16 protein-coding genes are annotated in these 15,810 nt (G+C 59.6%); all 16 read right to left on the minus strand.

The genetic code is table 11. The features are described 5' to 3' along the window. Window positions 1-17: 17 nt before the first annotated feature. Window positions 18-482, minus strand: coding sequence for a prepilin peptidase (locus tag HAD_RS14240; RefSeq protein WP_051596326.1), 465 nt, complete (start codon window positions 480-482; stop codon window positions 18-20). 116 nt (window positions 483-598) lie between these two features. Then, window positions 599-1,423 (minus strand): CAP domain-containing protein, encoded by an 825-nt coding sequence (locus tag HAD_RS14245; RefSeq protein WP_035572779.1) that lies wholly within the window; start codon window positions 1,421-1,423, stop codon window positions 599-601. A 96-nt stretch (window positions 1,424-1,519) separates the two neighbouring features. Continuing rightward, window positions 1,520-1,987, minus strand: a complete 468-nt coding sequence (locus HAD_RS14250; protein ID WP_035572782.1) for a hypothetical protein — start codon at window positions 1,985-1,987, stop codon at window positions 1,520-1,522. After that, window positions 1,984-2,721: a type II secretion system protein N gene (gene gspN, locus HAD_RS14255; protein WP_035572785.1), complete on the minus strand. Its 738-nt coding sequence runs from the start codon at window positions 2,719-2,721 to the stop codon at window positions 1,984-1,986. Before gspN ends, HAD_RS14250 begins: the two co-directional genes overlap by 4 nt. Then, on the minus strand, window positions 2,721-3,194 hold the full coding sequence (gene gspM / locus HAD_RS14260; RefSeq protein ID WP_035572787.1) for a type II secretion system protein GspM: 474 nt from the start codon (window positions 3,192-3,194) through the stop codon (window positions 2,721-2,723). The genes gspN and gspM overlap by 1 nt, the downstream gene beginning before the upstream one ends. After that, on the minus strand, window positions 3,191-4,294 hold the full coding sequence (gene gspL / locus HAD_RS14265; protein WP_035572790.1) for a type II secretion system protein GspL: 1,104 nt from the start codon (window positions 4,292-4,294) through the stop codon (window positions 3,191-3,193). Before gspL ends, gspM begins: the two co-directional genes overlap by 4 nt. Further along, complete coding sequence (gene gspK / locus HAD_RS14270) at window positions 4,294-5,271, minus strand: type II secretion system minor pseudopilin GspK (protein WP_035572793.1); 978 nt, start codon at window positions 5,269-5,271, stop codon at window positions 4,294-4,296. The genes gspL and gspK overlap by 1 nt, the downstream gene beginning before the upstream one ends. Next, window positions 5,271-5,837: a type II secretion system minor pseudopilin GspJ gene (gene gspJ, locus HAD_RS14275; RefSeq protein WP_035572795.1), complete on the minus strand. Its 567-nt coding sequence runs from the start codon at window positions 5,835-5,837 to the stop codon at window positions 5,271-5,273. The genes gspK and gspJ overlap by 1 nt, the downstream gene beginning before the upstream one ends. Then, window positions 5,834-6,196 (minus strand): type II secretion system minor pseudopilin GspI, encoded by a 363-nt coding sequence (gene gspI, locus HAD_RS14280; protein ID WP_035572796.1) that lies wholly within the window; start codon window positions 6,194-6,196, stop codon window positions 5,834-5,836. Before gspI ends, gspJ begins: the two co-directional genes overlap by 4 nt. After that, complete coding sequence (locus HAD_RS14285; RefSeq protein ID WP_035572797.1) at window positions 6,193-6,630, minus strand: prepilin-type N-terminal cleavage/methylation domain-containing protein; 438 nt, start codon at window positions 6,628-6,630, stop codon at window positions 6,193-6,195. Before HAD_RS14285 ends, gspI begins: the two co-directional genes overlap by 4 nt. Window positions 6,631-6,650: 20 nt before the next feature. Then, on the minus strand, window positions 6,651-7,094 hold the full coding sequence (gene gspG, locus HAD_RS14290) for a type II secretion system major pseudopilin GspG (protein WP_035572799.1): 444 nt from the start codon (window positions 7,092-7,094) through the stop codon (window positions 6,651-6,653). Window positions 7,095-7,105: 11 nt separating this feature from the next. Further along, complete coding sequence (gspF, locus tag HAD_RS14295) at window positions 7,106-8,314, minus strand: type II secretion system inner membrane protein GspF (RefSeq protein WP_035572801.1); 1,209 nt, start codon at window positions 8,312-8,314, stop codon at window positions 7,106-7,108. Continuing rightward, complete coding sequence (locus tag HAD_RS14300) at window positions 8,314-9,801, minus strand: GspE/PulE family protein (protein WP_035572803.1); 1,488 nt, start codon at window positions 9,799-9,801, stop codon at window positions 8,314-8,316. Before HAD_RS14300 ends, gspF begins: the two co-directional genes overlap by 1 nt. Continuing rightward, entirely contained in the window at window positions 9,798-11,750 is a 1,953-nt protein-coding gene (gene gspD / locus HAD_RS14305) for a type II secretion system secretin GspD (protein ID WP_035572805.1), read from the minus strand. The genes HAD_RS14300 and gspD overlap by 4 nt, the downstream gene beginning before the upstream one ends. 3 nt (window positions 11,751-11,753) lie before the next feature. Continuing rightward, the gene (locus tag HAD_RS14310) at window positions 11,754-12,653 is read right to left on the minus strand and encodes a type II secretion system protein N (RefSeq protein WP_162177521.1); all 900 of its coding nucleotides are present in this window, start codon (window positions 12,651-12,653) and stop codon (window positions 11,754-11,756) included. Window positions 12,654-13,105: 452 nt separating this feature from the next. After that, the gene (locus tag HAD_RS14315; protein WP_035572811.1) at window positions 13,106-15,709 is read right to left on the minus strand and encodes a TonB-dependent receptor domain-containing protein; all 2,604 of its coding nucleotides are present in this window, start codon (window positions 15,707-15,709) and stop codon (window positions 13,106-13,108) included. Window positions 15,710-15,810 lie beyond the last annotated feature (101 nt).

Consider the following 15,810-nt stretch of genomic DNA (forward strand, 5'->3'; position numbering starts at 1 on the left):
TCAATCTGGTCTGCCGGTCAGATCCATCCCAGCCTCAATTGCCCCAGCCAGACCACCGCTATCCCAAGGGCCAGGAACGGGCCGAAGGGCATCATGCCTGCAGGCCGGCGCCCGAGAAGCGTGAGCGCCCCCGCAAAGACCAGGCCTGAACTGCTCGCGATCAGCACGATCCAGGGAAGACCTATCCACCCGCACCAGGCCCCGCCCGCGGCAAGCAGCTTTGCATCACCGCGGCCCAGCCCATCCTGACCGCGCAGCGCCTTGTACCCCTTCTCAATTGCCAGAAAGAACAGGTATCCGGCGGCCGCCCCGATCAGGGCGTTCCAGACATTCCCTGTAAAGTACCAGGACTGGACCAGGCCTGCGCCAATGAGAGGAAGGGTCAAAGGGTCTGGCAAACGCAGCGTCCGGATGTCGATCCAGGCAAGCGCCGCCAGCGCCGGCAGGAGGACCACGCCCCAGAGCAACACGTCGATATTCATGAATGCCGATCCCCTTCACGGCCGCGACAGCGAGGCACCAGCATAGAAGGATCAGGCCAAAACGAAAACGCCCGGGCACAGGGCCCGGGCGAATTGGAAAAATCTGGAGCCGTCTGTCAGAGCGACGATGAAATCGCCGGGCCTCTCAGCGTGTAGATGCTGTTGCCATGCTCCACGTCCATCTGGAGAAAGCCTTCGGAGATCTCCGGGACCGACGCAGGCATCTTGCTGCCAATACCGCGCATGAGGGTTTCGCCATTGGCCGAAACCACCGACCAGCCGACCGGCTCGAACTGATCGCTGTAATCGGCCGCAAGGTTTGTGCGCGGCGCAGCGACCATCGGAACCGGTGTGTTCAGCTGGCCATCGATACGGGCGAAGAGTTCGACAACGTAGAGAACGCCATTCGCTTCAACAGCGGCCACGCCCATGTGATCGAACTCGTCGCGCTTCAGGTTCGCAGCATTCGCTTCATCGGCCATGATCACCTTTTGAACGTCCTCCGCCGAAGCGCCGGCTTTCACGATGACGATGTTCGCACCGAACGCGCCGATCAGACGGCTGCGTTCCAGCATCCGGACACGGTCAAGATGCGTGCGGCCTTCCAGATCCTGGTGGGACGCGTAACCGCGCACGGCCATGTCGAGCGCGTGCAGCCGGGCTGCTTCGCTCAGGGAACTGAGCATCGAAAGTTCAGATTCGCCCTGACTGGTGCGCTGCGCGTCGGTCAGACGCAACAGCTGGTCAGCCATCACGGCGTCAGTCTCGACTCCGTCAATTCCGCTCAGACAGGCATTTGCTTCCTGCTGAAAAGCCGCTGGCGCGGCTGCGTATCCATTGGACAGGTCACAGGCCGTATCGGCTTCTGCAAAGGAAGGACCGCTCAGAGCCGCAAGGGCCAGCGCCGAAACGGACAGGAATTTGTAGGTGTGACGTAACATAACTGTCACAATATGCTTTGTGACAGTTGTGTGTCAACACGATCCATTATCGTGTATTATTTGTGTACCGTAGTAGTTACTACAGGAAACGGGAAGTCACTCAGGTTGGCAAGCGGTCAATCCTGTAAGAGGTGTTATGATTTCCCATCCCTCTTCATTGTCATAAATCATACGCGCCAACGGCACACGACGCCCTCCCTCGATCTCTTCGCCGGGCGTCAGGGTCAGTGTGACGGCATCTCCATCTGGCGCGCTGAACGCCATGCGGGTCAGGAATTGTCCGAAAACGTCCCCGTCCTGAGAATCAACATTGAGCGTTTGCTGGCGGCCATTCACGATCGCCTCGGCTGTGGGGTCCCCCGCCGCGAAGAAAAGGACAAAGTGGCGTGGCTCGTCACGCGTCCAGAGGAAAAGGCCGCACGTTCCGGGCTCCAGCGTCTGCGCAGGCAGGGACGCCGTCACCGCCGTGCTGGCGCCCGTGGGCGCGTCGGCTGCCGGCGGGGCGCCTGACGACGCACAGGCACCAAGGAAAGCGAGCCCGGACAAAAGGATAAGCTTATTCACTGGACAGATTCCCCATTTGATACCCGTTGCATATAGACAAACCGCCCTGCTTCATTTGTGAAACCTGCTAGCAGCAGCGCATTCGTCTGACTATCCGGCACATCCCAGAGTTCCAGTCGGCCATTGCCCTGCAGGGAAGACTTCGCCGCAATGCGCGTTCCATCCGCGGCCCTGCCTTCGACTGAAACGACCAACTCCCCATCCACGCAGGAAAGAGAGCCGTCCAGCTCCGGCCAGTTTGCTCCGTAAACGGCGGAAATCGTCGATAGCGCGTCGGTGCGCACATCGCCGCTGGCCGACTGGCAACCTTTGGTGTTGGCGTCAATTGAGACATTGGATAAACGCAGGGAAACGTCCTGAGCGGGGAAAACAGAGGAGATACGGGTCGCATCGAATGTCATCGCTGCCCGCCCCTTCCGGACCTTTATGCCGGGACCGGACATGGCGGCCAGCGCCGATCCCTGTCCCTGCGGACCGCTCCACCGGATCAGGTGCCCCGGTTGGCCTTGTACCATTCGCAAGAGACTGAAGTCCCCCTGCACCGCGCCGATGGGATCTCCCCGTACAGAGAGGCCCGTCACCTGGCCGTGCCAGAATGTGCCGCGCGCCTGCTGCCAGGACACACCCTGCTGCACGATGCCTGATCGCTTCAGAATGAACGACAACGGAGCTCTGGCCACAAGCGTGAGGACCAGGACGCCAATGAATATGGATAGGAGCAGAATCTTGCGCATCACGATGCACCACCCCGGAACTCGAAACTCGCGCGGACCGTGCCTGCCGCGTCAGAAAATATTGATGCCTGGGCGGGCTCCGCCCCCAGTTCACGCTCGGCGGCCTCCAGCCAGGCGAAGAGCGACTGCACCGAGACCTGATCGAACTGGATAATGATCGCCCCGCGCTCGTTCGATTGCAGCCTGGAAACGGAAATGCCTCGCTGGGCAGCCAGTCCGACCAGCCTCGAGCGCAGGTCTTCGCCCGCCACACCGGAAGCACCTGGCGTTTGGTGGGCATTGGACGCCGGCCGGGCCGCAGACACGACATCCAGCGTCCGTGAAGCAACGGCCAGCGATGCCGCCGCATCGCTTTTCGCGGTCAGCAATGGGCGAACCACAAGCAGATTGGTGAGCAATGCTGCGGCGAGCAAACCGGCAAGGAGGATCAGCAGACGTTCCCGAATAGACCGGGTGGACCAGAATTCCGTCATGATGCCTGCTCCAGTATCAAATCGCCGACAACCCGGCCATCCTCGACGCGCGCATCTCCGAGCCGGACAGACAGGCCGCCCGTTTCGATCGCGTTCTTGAGGGTCTCATCATCCCCGAACGCGCTGTAGACGAGTTTCGCCTGCAATTGCCCCGTATCGGCATCGTAGCGCAGACTGGAGAGGCGGACGCCTTCCTGATTGGCCAGCGCAGCGTAGAGCACCCCGGCCATTTCACGGAAGCCTGCAACCGGCGTCTGGGCGCTGCCAGAGCGCTCACGGACAGCGGCCACGATGTTCGATGGGACGGGTTGCCCCGGATACATGGCAGCGAAACTCGCCCGCGTCTGACGATCGAGGACCGCCTCAAGCTGGTTCATCGCGAGAATACTGGCAAACGTGTAAGCACCCCAGGCCAGCGCGCAAACGACCGCCAGACCGGCCAGAAGGCGGAACCGTTTCAGATCAATTGGCAATTCGGCCTTGCGGGCATAATCGGCCTGACGAAGATCTATGCCTGTCTCACCTGCCGAGAAACGTTGCGCGAGCGCCAGCAAGGGATCGTCCACCACCTCCGGTTCTTGTCCTGCACGTTGTATCAGCGCGGAGACGAGATCCGACGGCAGAGACTTGTCGATCGCGAACCGGCGGTCTTCTGCGGAGACGATGATATGGCTGCCCATGTCCAGCGGCGGTGAGCCTGCCTCCAGCAGCGTCACATCAGCAACCAGGCGGGCATCTTCCAGCCCGGCTTCGGTCAGGCGCTGCATCCAGCCGTCCATGACCTCCCGCGCCACCATGCAGACGGTTCCCTCATCTCCGGCACCGCTACGCTGGCCAATCGCGGCGTGCAAATTCTCCACCGGTACGGAGATATCGTCCTCGACAGCAAAGCGTGCTGTCCGCAGCCAGTCGGCCCGGCGCGTGCCAACCAGACGGACCGTGGCGACCGCCACCTCCGTCGCTGGCACGACAACCGTTACACCGTCAGACGAGGCAGGTTTCTCGTGTGGTGGCAAAAGGGTGATGTCGCCTGCTCCCACGGCAGCAAAGCGCCAGGCTTCTCCCTCGGCCGGCAGAAGGGCAATGAGATGACGCGCCATTAGAATTCCCTCCGAACCAGGGAGACCAGAGAGACGACTCCGGTTTCGGCGCGCTGGTAGAGCGCCCTGTAATCAGTCACAAGACCGCCCGTTCCGACGCTGATATCTGCCGACAAATAATTCGACACCAGCGAAATCGCCATTTCGTCACGGACGTCTGGCGCAATTTTCATAATTGCGTCCTGTTGCGTGAAGGTATCCTTGTTCAACCATCCTCCTGTCGGGCGGGAGTCAATTATGGCCCGCGCATCATCAAGAGACAGCTCACTGGAATACAGGGCAACTAGAAGAGGTGCCTGCCCCACGGTCAATGTATTTATGTTGAGCACGGACTGTTCTTCCGCCGGACGAAGGCACACCAAGCTTTCGATTTGCGCCACGATCTCTGCATCATATCCGGCAATCGCTTTCAATTCGCTAATACTGCGCAATTTTGTATTGGCAGCACGATAGGGCTCTGCCTGAGACACATAGTATCCGTCTTCTGCGCCATAAGTGCGGGTTGAGCCATCTGCATCGATCCAGTCGGCCAGCTTCTGTGCCAGGGACTCTGCTTCCGCATCGTCAAATCCGGCCGCGACGAGCATGTCATCGAAAGACTCGAGCGATGCATCGTTTACTTCACCATCACCGGCACTGTTGATCAGGGCATTCAGATTGAAGCAGTTGGACGCTTCATGCGCCTGCACCACAACCACGCCGTTTCCTGCCGGCAGGGTGGTTGGCTGAGCAAACAGCTCGGACTCGGCGTTCAAAGCCCCTTCATTCAAGGTCATTGCCTTGGTGAGATAAGTCCCCGCCGCCTGCGCCGCGCCGCGTGCCGTCCAGAAGGTTTCTGCGCGCGCCGAAGACGATTTGATGACCATCACCGACCGGGCAAGTGCATCGGTTGCGGCAACCGCCGCCACCGACATCAACATGACAATCACCAGGACCGACAGGAGGCTCGCCCCCTGTTCCTTGTCAGCGGTTGGCATCACCCACCCCCTCCCACAACGAAGAGTTCGGTGAGCACATCCCTGTCTGAGTATTCCAGTGTCAGTTCGACAGCTGCCGGCAGCTCCTTCGTGGCAGCTCCCCATTCAGGCAGCCACTCCCGGCCATCGAAATAGCGCGCCGTCATGCGCGACAGACCCGTGGCGAGCACACGGTCAACATGGGGGGTATCCGTTGCCGGATCTGGCCTGAGCCAGGCGCGCCGGGTCAATGTGCCATCCCGCAACTTGTATTCCACGGCCAGAAGCGAGGCGCGATTGTCGTCCGGAACCGGGTGGCTCCAGCCGTCGCGCACGAAGACAACAAACGGCTCCGACGTATAATCCGGCCGCCCGGCATCACCGATCAGCATCCGGATATTTGCAAAATCGTCCCGCATGAGCGTGTGAGCGAGTTCAATACCACGGACGTTCTCCGTCGTTTTGCCAAGCCGGTCAGACGCTCTCACCGTCCCTATGAGTAATGTCGACCCCGCAACCGCGATCATCGAGGTCAGCGCCAGGGCGACCAGCATTTCTATGAGTGTGAAACCTGCGTCGCGCTTCATGGCTTCACCTGAACCAGCGTTTCGCGCAGAGCCAGCTGCTGGCCGGTCGCTGCATCGGAGACTGTGACACGAATTCCCGCGAGGCCGCTTTCATCCCTGATTTCAATCTCGCGCACCCAGTCGAATGCCTGCCCGCGCTGGACGCTCTCTCCCGAAGTGGAGCCGGCCCTGAGCGTGGCGGTGTCGGCGACGGCTTCGACCAGCCGGTTGTCCGCTTCAATCCGCGCAAGCGACAAACTGCGTGTATGCCCCGCATTGGCGGTCGTTTCGGTAACCAGATGCGCAAGTCCGATGGCCGAGATGGAAAACACCACCAATGCCACGAGCACTTCCGCCAGAGTAAAGCCGCGATCCGTCATCCTGCCTGCCCTGGCAAGTCGAAGTCGCGTGTACGCACTCCTTTTGAAAAACGCACGTCCGGGCCCGATACAATGCCTGAAGCATCCAGAACAATTTGCGGGAGCGCCTCATCTGATTTCGGATCTGATTTTCCCAGCATACGGATGGTAACGCCATCTGACACACGCCGGCTCACATCGCTCACCGGCACCCACCGGCCATTGATCCGGGTGTAAACCGTGTATGCATTCTCTTCGATGCGGATGCCTTGCGCCTGCCCCCGGCTGATGGCCTGATCCAGCGAGCGGTTCATCACCTTTTCGAACTGGTCTGCTTCTGAATTCAACGCATCAGGCCGGGATGGCATCACCATCACCACCAGGGCGCTGGCGAGCGCCATGATGAACAGGGCGACCATGATCTCCACAAGAGAGAAGCCGCCATCCCGATGCATGATGCTATCCAATGGCCAGCCTATTCCCAGTTGCCGATATCGTCAGCCGTCCCGGCCTTGCCGTCCGGGCCAGATGAATAAAGGTCGTATGCACCGCCCGAGCGGGCACCCGGCACATCATACCGGTAAGGATTTCCCCATGGGTCATCTCGCAGCCGTTTGACATAGCCGCCCGGCCGGTAGGTCGCGATGTCAGCGCCCGCCGGCGGCGTTTTCAACGCGGCAAGTCCGGCTTCGGCGCTCGGATAGGCGTACATGTCGAGGCTGTACATTTCGAGCGCGCTTTCGAATGCGGCGATATCGGCACGCACCTTGCCGACGCGGGACTGTTCCCCGACAGGCGCAACATTGATGATCACCAGGGTCGCAAGCAGGCCCATGATGAAGATGACGACCATCAGCTCCACCAGGGAAAATCCGGCGTCCTTGCGGCGGGTTTTGACAATCTTCCTGACTGGCATCATGACTTTGTCTCCTATGACATGGCGAGCGTGTTGAGTTGGAGGATCGGCAGCATGATCGACATGACGATCAGGCCGACGATTCCGCCCATCAGCACGATTATAAGCGGCTCGGCGAGCGCCAGAAGCGCCGCTGAGCCCGTTTCGAACTCTGTATCGAGAAAATCTGCCGCCCGGTTCATCATTCCGGACACGTCACGGCCAACTTCGCCGCTCGTGACCATGTGAACCATCATCGGGGGAAAGACGCCTGTGGCGGCCAAGGCGCCTGACAGGGAGCCCCCTTCCCGAACGCGTTCGGCGATGAAGTCGGTCGCATCGGCGATGACCGTATTATTGGCCGCGCCCTTTGCCCCCTCGAGCGCTTCGAGGACCGTCGCCCCGGAGGCAGACAAGGTCGCAAAAACGCGGGCAAAACGTGCGGCAGCGACGATGCGCGTCTGGGGTCCGATCAACGGCAACCGCAACACGAACCGGTCCAGACTGCGGCGTATGGCCGGTTGGCGCAAAAGGCGGACACCAAGGAAGATCAGGGCGGCAAGGACAAGTACGATGAGAATACCGTACTCCCGCACGCCATTGGACAGGCCAATCACGATCCGCGTGAGCAGCGGCAACTGGGCGTCAAACAGGTCAAACTGTTCCACAAGACGGGGCACGACGACGACCATAAGCGCGATCACCATTCCCATCGCCATGACGGTCAGAAGTGCCGGATAGATCAGCGCCGCCCGGACTTTCTGACGTAGCTGGTAGCTTCGCTCCAGATAGGTTGCGAGGCGCTCCATAATGTCACCCAGCTTGCCGGACATCTCGCCTGCCGCCGTCACGGCGCGCACAAGTGGCGGGAACGCATCCGGCGCCAATGCCATCGCGTCAGACAGGCGGGCGCCTTCAACAACATCTGCCCGAACCGTGTGAACAGCTTTTTGTACACTCACCGGATTTTCGTTTCCTGCGCAGGCACCGAGCGCTTGCTCCACAGCCAGACCGGACTTGAGCAGCACGGACAATTGCCGGACGAGAAGCACACGTTGCTTGTCGCTCAGCCGGCCGCGGCGAATCGTGACTTTCGACTGCTTTTCTGTGACCGGGTCGACATTCAGGACCATCAGGTCCCGCAGGCGAAGTTCCTTACGGGCCGAACGCGCGCTGTCTGCCGAGATAATGCCTGAACGGCGCTTGCCGTCGGCATCAAGGGCAACATATTCGAAAGCGGCCATTACTGGCCTCCCTTGCGGCAGGCGCGCAGGACTTCCGCAACACTGGTCTCTCCGGAGATCACATAACGGCGGGCATTATCGAGAAGGCGATCATGGCGGGCGAATGCCGCCTGGTCGATCGCATCTTCAGACGCGCCTTCGCCCAACATGTTCCGGATCGCGCGATCCGCAACCAGAAGCTCATAAACGCCAAGTCTGCCGGTGAACCCGGTTTGCGCGCAAGAAATACAGCCTTGCGGATCATAGACCGTCAATTCGGTGTCCCCCGGAAGACCGAGGGCATCGCACTCCGCATGCGTTGCAGTCCGCGATGTCTTGCAAACCGGACAAAGCTTGCGCACGAGCCGCTGGGCCATAATGGCGCGCAGTGTTGAAGACAGAAGGTAATCTTCAACGCCCATATCACGAAGACGCGTGATCGCACCGGACGCGGAGTTGGTGTGAAGGGTGGAGAGTGCCAACCGTCCGGTCGACGCGAACTCGAAGGTCACTTCGGCCGTTTCAGAATCGCGGATCTCGCCAACCATCACCACATTGGGGTCTTGCCGCAGGATGGAGCGCAGCGTGGCGGCAAAGTTCAGGCCGACCTTGTGGTCCATCTGGGTCTGGCTGATGCCTGGCAGGCCGTATTCGACCGGGTCTTCCAAAGTCATGATATTGTCACGGCCCGTATTGAGCCGCGACAGGGCAGAATAGAGTGTCGTGGTCTTGCCGGACCCGACCGGCCCGGTCACAAGGATCACACCATTGGGCTGGCTAAGCGTTTCAGCAAATCGCTGATACGTGTCCTCGTCCATACCGAGATCGGTCAAATTCAGCAGAGCATTCTTTGTATCCAGCAATCGAAGGACAACGCGCTCGCCGTAACGGGTCGGCAATGTCGCAACCCGCACATCGATGGATTTTCCACCGGCCGACAGGGAAATCCGGCCATCTTGCGGGAGGCGCTTCTCTGCAATGTCGAGCCGCGACATGACCTTGATACGGGAGACGATCGGCGCGGCCAGTTTCCGCGGAGGCGTTAAAACCTCCACAAGATCCCCATCAATCCGATAACGGATGGACAGCGTCTCTTCGAACGGGTCGATATGAATATCGGAGGCACGCTGTTTCATTGCCTCATGGATCAGGCCGTTGATCAACCGGATGACCGGCGCATCATCCTGGCCATCCAGCAAATCTGCCGCCTTGGGCAGATCGTCGATCAGGCTTTCCAGTCCGCCACGGGCATCCACCGCGGCGTCGACGCTGTCCCCGGCCAATGCATCAGCCGTAAAGACGTCCGCCAGCGTGCGCTCATAGGTATCGCGATCAAGCGGCTCAAGCTCGAAGCTTGAGCCCAGGGCGCGCCGCGCTTCAAGAAGCACCAACGGGTCAGCGCCCGCCCGCATGCCGAGCGTCAACACATCCCGTCCAGGCAAGACAACAACCCCCTTGTCCTTCGCGAAGGCATAAGTGAATTGCTGGATGGCAGGCGCAGTGGTCATTGCGGAGGCGGGCTCCCCAGAACCTGATTGACGAAGCGGTCGAGAGACTCCCCGCTGTCGCCCTCTCCGGTCCACAATTCCTGCGCACGCAGGTAACGATAGGAACGCGACGTCGCAGCGCGCGCATCGTCACGATTGCGGACGATTGTCGGGCGGATGAAGACCATGAGATTGGTACGGCCAAGCCCCTTCCCCTCGGAACGGAACAGCCGCCCGGCCACGGGAATATCCCCCAGCACGGGCACTTTCTCGTTCGTGACGCTTTCTGTTTGCTCAACCAGGCCGCCCAGAACGATTATCTCGCCATTGTCGGCGATGACGCTCGTACTGATCTTGCGTGTATTGAAGATGAGATCCGTGCTGGACCCGGTCGTGATCGCCTGCGCGATGTTGGAAACTTCCTGCGTGATATCAAGACGGATTGTATCGTCGTTTGAAATCCGGGGCGTCACATCCAGGCCGACACCGACATCCCTGCGCTCAACCGTACGGAACGGATTTGTGTTGGCATTTCCCAGAACCTCTCCCGTCGCGACAGGCACTTCCTGACCGACGAGAAGAGACGACGTTCCATTGTCGAGCGTCATGTTGAAAGGCTTGGACAGGATGCGGGATTGCGTGTCGTTCTCCACGGCCGTCAGGATTGCCCCGAACAATGTGTCTCCGTCCTGTCCCCCAACGCCTATGCTGAGACCTGACAGTCCGAGCAGAGAATTGACGGCCGCTTCGGCAAAGGGATTGGTTTCGGCGGTGCCTGTATTGAATGGCGTGTTGGAGCTGAGCGCCCCCGCGAGCGCCAGCATGCTGGGGGCAGACCGCGAATAATTTGTCGAGACGAACGGCACGGTCGAGTCATTCGTACCCGACACGAGGAACTGCAACCCGAGTTCCCGCGCCGTATCATCTGACATCTCCACGATAATCGCCTCAACCAGAACCTGAGACCGGCGCCGGTCAAGATCGGTCACAATCCGTTCGAGGGCACTCAGGGTTTCCGGGGGTGCACTGATGACCAGGGAGTTGGTCGACTCGTGATGCGCAATTGTCGTCGACGCGTCCGGTTCGCCACCAGCAGCGCGGCGGGCATCCATCGCGCCGGCCATCTGCTGGAGCACTGGCACGAGGTCCACTGCGTTTGCATTGTTCAATGGAATGACCCGGAGCGTGTCTTCTGTCCGGTCATGCGAGTCGAGTTCCCGGCTGACTTCAATCGCACGCTTTACGAGAGCCTCATCGCCTTTCAGGACGATGGCATTGCCTGTATCAGACGCGACGGCCTGGAAATCCACGGAATAGGAATTCTCACCCGGCGGCACTGAGAGGCTCGTCAGGATGGTCGCCATTTCCCGTGCCGGTATATTCTTCAGGCTGATCGTTTGGGTAACCGAAGGATCCGAGTCAATTTGCTCCAACATGGTTCGCAGGCGCGGCAGGTTCGACGCATAGTCGACGACGACCAGCGTGTTCGAGGCATTGTTGGCGACGACCTGGCCCTGCTCGGCGATCAGTGGCTTGATGACCGCGGCAACGTCGCGCGCCGAGGAGTGCTTCAACGCAAAGATCTCGGTTGTGAATGTATTGGCGTCGCTTGCCGAAGTGCTGGCGTCCGATACGGCCTGGCGCTCCGGAACGATCCGATACGTCGATCGACCGGCTGGAACGGCTGTGAACCCATGAACCCGCAAGGCTGAAAGGAAGACATCGAACACCTGATCGCGCGTCAGAGGTGTGGACGAGGACACAGTCACGCGCTTGGTACGGGCATCGGGATGAACGATGAACGTGTAGCCGGTGACAGTCGAAACATCCGCGATCAGCGCAGACAGTTCGACATCGTCAAAATTCATGATGTGGCGCGATGGTTCCGGACCGCTTTCGCCAGCCAGGGCAAATGCATTTGGCGCAGTCGCGGCCAGTAGCGCGGCAGAGAGGACGGATTTGAGTTTCATGAGCTACGGATTCTCCGGCAGCGTGAATATCTGATCGACCTGGCGGCCATCGCGATCAATTCTGAGGCGGACTTTGCGGGATGAAGACAATTTCATTGCGAGTTCACCCGGTCCGGCCGAACCGATTGAAACCCCATCAACGGACAGGATGATGTCGCCGGGCTTCAATCCGGAACGCTCAAGAAGCGCCGCATTGCCCCGGCTGCTGATCTGATAACCGACAAAATCCTGTCCCCGATGGACAGGATCAATCACGAGATTGGCGAGAAAGTCTGTGGCCGTCGTGCTGATCAGGTCATCGCTGCTGGCAGAACGTGTGCCTGAGACTTTCGTCCCGGCGTCCTCGGGCGAAGACAGAACGGACAGCCTGTCTGCGCCGCTCGACATCAGCAGGGCCTCGATCTGGCCGTCCTTGCGCAAAGTCACGCGATCCCCATAAACCCGGTCCAGCACAACCCCATCCAGAATGGTTTCGCCAGGCGCAAACGTGTTCAGCCGGTTATTCGGCATCACGATCATCGCAACACCTGTGCCATCTGCAGACGCGCGGACGCCCTTCAGAACGAGATTGAGCTTCGTTTCAGGGGCTTCCTGTGCCAGATCGGCCACCTCGCCTGCCCGATTAAAGGGATCGAGGGTCGTCAGGAGGGACATGTCACCCGTCAGGACCGGTGACGTGCCGCCTGGAGATTGACGAAAAACCTCCCCCATCGGCTGCACGCCCATGACAGCGCCGCCTGGTTCGATGGCGATCCAGGCCAGGCGAGCCAGCAGGAGGGCGATCACGGCCACCAGACAGATTTCTGCGACGCGAATAAGCGGGCCGGCACTGCGCAGAAGCAGACGCCCGAAATCGGCCACAGACAATCCTGTCCGATCACCAAAACCAGCAATCTCACTCAACTTCCACGTCCTTTCGCCCATAATCCGCCTGAGTGTGAGTTAGCCACACCGAGCAGACCAGGAACCTGCATTCTACAGGCTTCACTACCAAGATGAACGTCCTGACTCCCATAACGGGACTTCTGCACAACTCTCAGGAGAGTCATTCGACATCTTTGGCAGAAAACCGATGCAATGCGCCGGGTGTATCCCAAACGCAAACTCTCACTGCATACTTCTTGCCACCTGGTATCGATGGCGGTGGATCGTCTGACATTCTCACGTCTGCGATGCACCGGACGGAGTTGAGACCAAGCCAGTTGCCGAAGGACCGCCTTCAGGCCGTTCGTTTACATGAGATATTTCGTACTTTTGTGACGCAAGTTACAGATATTTATGAGAAACCTGCTGTTTTCTCAGTTAACTGGAAAATTCTGCCGCCGCGGCTCGGGATCACCGCGGCGGCAAAGGGATTAGAAGCGCAGCGTCAAGCTGGCCGAAAGGCTCCGCCCCCGGTCGTAGGTGTTAAATTCCGTCCGGCCGAGATCATTGTCGTTCAACTGATACTCCTCATGCGCCTCGTTCAGCAGATTACGACCGCTCAGACCGAGCGTGAAATCCCGCCCAGCCACGGTGAAATCACGGCGATAGACGAGGTCCAGCTGGACCCCCGGATTTTCGATGATATCCGGCAGCTCTGCGCCAGGCTGGTCGAGCCCGCGTTGCAGAATACGTTCATCCACCCAGCCGAGAAGCAGCGTCATCTGCTCAACATCGCTTTCCCAGCCGAATTGGAGGTTCGCAATGTTCTCGGGTGTCCCCTGCAGCGATGACCCATCGAGGCCATACAGGGCGGCATCCCGCAGCGAACGGGAGATCGGATCGAAGACCCGATCGCCTTCGTCGGCCTGCACCTCGGAAGAGGTATAGGTGTAGTTTGCGGAGAAAAGCCATTCCCGGTCGTCAAACCATGGGTTCGAGATCGGCATGTCGAAACGTGTCCGGTATTCAAACTCGGCGCCTGACAGGACAGCCTTCGGGGAGTTGATAAAGGTCGTTTCGAAGACGAAGGTCGAGGTCGAGAACTGAACCTCTTCAATCGGATTTTTAATCTCCTTGTGGAAGGCACCGATCGTGATGAACTCGTTCCGGCCCATGTAATATTCAAGGCGCGCATCGTAGTTCGTCAGCTCACTGTCCACGAGACCGCTGTTGCCCCGATAGGAGCGCTCGGTTTCCGGGTCGAAATAGTTCGACAGGGCAAGCTCGCGGAACTGCGGGCGGGCAATCGTCTGCGAATAGCCGAGGCGCATCTGAAGGTCGTCTGCGAAGTTCCACGTGAAGGTGGCAGACGGAAGAATGTAATCGTTCTCGAGATTCACATCCCCCGCACCCGGGTTACCGAAGCGGTCAAACGTCCGGACGGTCTCTTCGGCTGTCTCATAACGAGCGCCTAGCGTCGTGCGGATGAAAGGAAACAATTCCAGATCGGCCTGCACGTAGCCAGCCATGACATCAAGACCTGCCGCATAGGAGTCGTTCGGTGTCGTGACTTCCTGCAGGACGAACCGGGCCGGATCGATGTTATCCGGAGAGAACAGATAATCCGGGCGTGCCATCTGAACATCCATCGGCAGCGAGTTGCCACCCGCAAACCGGAACGCCAGGAACTCATAATCACGATCTGTGCTCGACGAATCGAAACCACCGGAGATGATCGCCTCGCGTGTGCCGTCAATTGTCGTTTCATACTTCAGATCGGCGCCAAAGCTGACATTGTCGTCCGTAAGCTCGGAGAACCGGATGTCGTAGCTGTTGGCGACAGAATACAGGATGTTCCCTTCGTTATCGATGAAGCGGCGAAGAGAACGCTCATATGGTGCATCACGAGTCGACTGCGCCATAGATCCGCGCCAGGAGAAGGTCAGATCACCGATATAATGTTCACCCCGAAGCTGACCGAAAGTCAGGCCACGCTCAAACCAGCCAGAGGATTCATCGTGCACGAGGCCCGTGCTGCCCTGAGCGTTGAAGTCAATCCCTTCATCGATCTGGGCTTCCTTGGACGTCGAGTGCACATAGAACAGGGTCCCCTGTACCTCCCCTTCGGCCCATTCAACCGTCGCAGACCCAAGTGCGTTGAGAGTCGCGGTCAGGTTCGTCTGAAGTGACTGGAAATCCGAGCCCAGAACGGAGCCCTGAACGTACTGGCGAACCGCGTCTTTCGTTTGCCATTCCTGATCATAGCCGGCGACACCGACCAGACCGATCTCAAAGTCACCTTTGTCGAAGGACATGCCGCCATCGACCGACCCTTCAAAATTCGGTCCGAGATCGCCATTCTGGATCACGGAGAGGGGCGAGTTCACAAGGCTTTCGCCGACCGCTTCGATTTCATCAGGAGTATAGCTGCCCAGGGATTGATCGGAAGCAAGCACAGCCCCGAGCGGGCCCGGAATGTCCCGCAGACCATCATCGAAACCAAGCCAGTCATAGTCGCCGCCATGGACATAAATGCCTTCCTGGCCTGACGTCTCAGTATTCCAGTTTGTCCCCAGCTTGACGTTCAGGAAGTTCTCACGCGGCATCCGCAGAGTTTTCAGGTCGATCAGGCCGCCGCCGAATTCGCCGGGATATTGAACCGAGAAGGTTTTCTGGACAGCGGCACCGTCAAGAACATTCGACGGGAACAGGTCCAGCGGGACGGTGCGGCGCAGCGGCTCCGGGCTTGGCAGCGGGGAACCGTTCAGCAGCGCCGCCGAGTAGCGGTCACCGAGACCCCGGACATAGGCAAACTTCCCGGAAACCACGCTGAGACCGCTGAGGCGTGTCAGAGCCAGAGCGGCGTTCGTGTCACCCTGACGGGCAAGATCTTCCGCCCCGAGAAAGCTTGCGACCTGCGAAGTCTCGCGCTGCGGCGCGGGAATGAACTCACCCCGGATGACGACCGTTTCCAGCTGGCGCGCTTCCTCGGGTTGTTCGGCTTCAGTGTTTTCCTGAGCGACAGCCGGCGTTGCGAGAATGAGTGCCAGCGCCGTCGTCGACAGGATCGATTTTGATATGTGGTGGAATTTCATCTTCCTGGACCTTTGTTACCTGCGGCACCGGCCCGGCTTCGGTTTGCTTTCGCATCGTGCTCGGGCCGCAATAAAATCATAAGTGGCGGGCGCCGAAGCGC

The organism is Hyphomonas adhaerens MHS-3 (assembly GCF_000685235.1).
Taxonomy (GTDB): domain Bacteria; phylum Pseudomonadota; class Alphaproteobacteria; order Caulobacterales; family Hyphomonadaceae; genus Hyphomonas; species Hyphomonas adhaerens.

What these genes read in the sequence shown, in the direction of transcription:
- HAD_RS14300 (WP_035572803.1), bottom strand. Translation starts at nt 9,801, where the DNA reads ATGACCACTGCGCCTGCCATCCAGCAATTCACTTATGCCTTCGCGAAG.
- gspF (WP_035572801.1), bottom strand. Translation starts at nt 8,314, where the DNA reads ATGGCCGCTTTCGAATATGTTGCCCTTGATGCCGACGGCAAGCGCCGT.
- gspK (WP_035572793.1), bottom strand. Translation starts at nt 5,271, where the DNA reads ATGCCAACCGCTGACAAGGAACAGGGGGCGAGCCTCCTGTCGGTCCTG.
- gspD (WP_035572805.1), bottom strand. Translation starts at nt 11,750, where the DNA reads ATGAAACTCAAATCCGTCCTCTCTGCCGCGCTACTGGCCGCGACTGCG.
- gspL (WP_035572790.1), bottom strand. Translation starts at nt 4,294, where the DNA reads ATGGCGCGTCATCTCATTGCCCTTCTGCCGGCCGAGGGAGAAGCCTGG.
- gspG (WP_035572799.1), bottom strand. Translation starts at nt 7,094, where the DNA reads ATGATGCCAGTCAGGAAGATTGTCAAAACCCGCCGCAAGGACGCCGGA.
- HAD_RS14315 (WP_035572811.1), bottom strand. Translation starts at nt 15,709, where the DNA reads ATGAAATTCCACCACATATCAAAATCGATCCTGTCGACGACGGCGCTG.
- gspM (WP_035572787.1), bottom strand. Translation starts at nt 3,194, where the DNA reads ATGACGGAATTCTGGTCCACCCGGTCTATTCGGGAACGTCTGCTGATC.
- HAD_RS14245 (WP_035572779.1), bottom strand. Translation starts at nt 1,423, where the DNA reads ATGTTACGTCACACCTACAAATTCCTGTCCGTTTCGGCGCTGGCCCTT.
- HAD_RS14285 (WP_035572797.1), bottom strand. Translation starts at nt 6,630, where the DNA reads ATGCATCGGGATGGCGGCTTCTCTCTTGTGGAGATCATGGTCGCCCTG.
- HAD_RS14240 (WP_051596326.1), bottom strand. Translation starts at nt 482, where the DNA reads ATGAATATCGACGTGTTGCTCTGGGGCGTGGTCCTCCTGCCGGCGCTG.
- gspI (WP_035572796.1), bottom strand. Translation starts at nt 6,196, where the DNA reads ATGACGGATCGCGGCTTTACTCTGGCGGAAGTGCTCGTGGCATTGGTG.
- gspN (WP_035572785.1), bottom strand. Translation starts at nt 2,721, where the DNA reads ATGCGCAAGATTCTGCTCCTATCCATATTCATTGGCGTCCTGGTCCTC.
- gspJ (WP_035572795.1), bottom strand. Translation starts at nt 5,837, where the DNA reads ATGAAGCGCGACGCAGGTTTCACACTCATAGAAATGCTGGTCGCCCTG.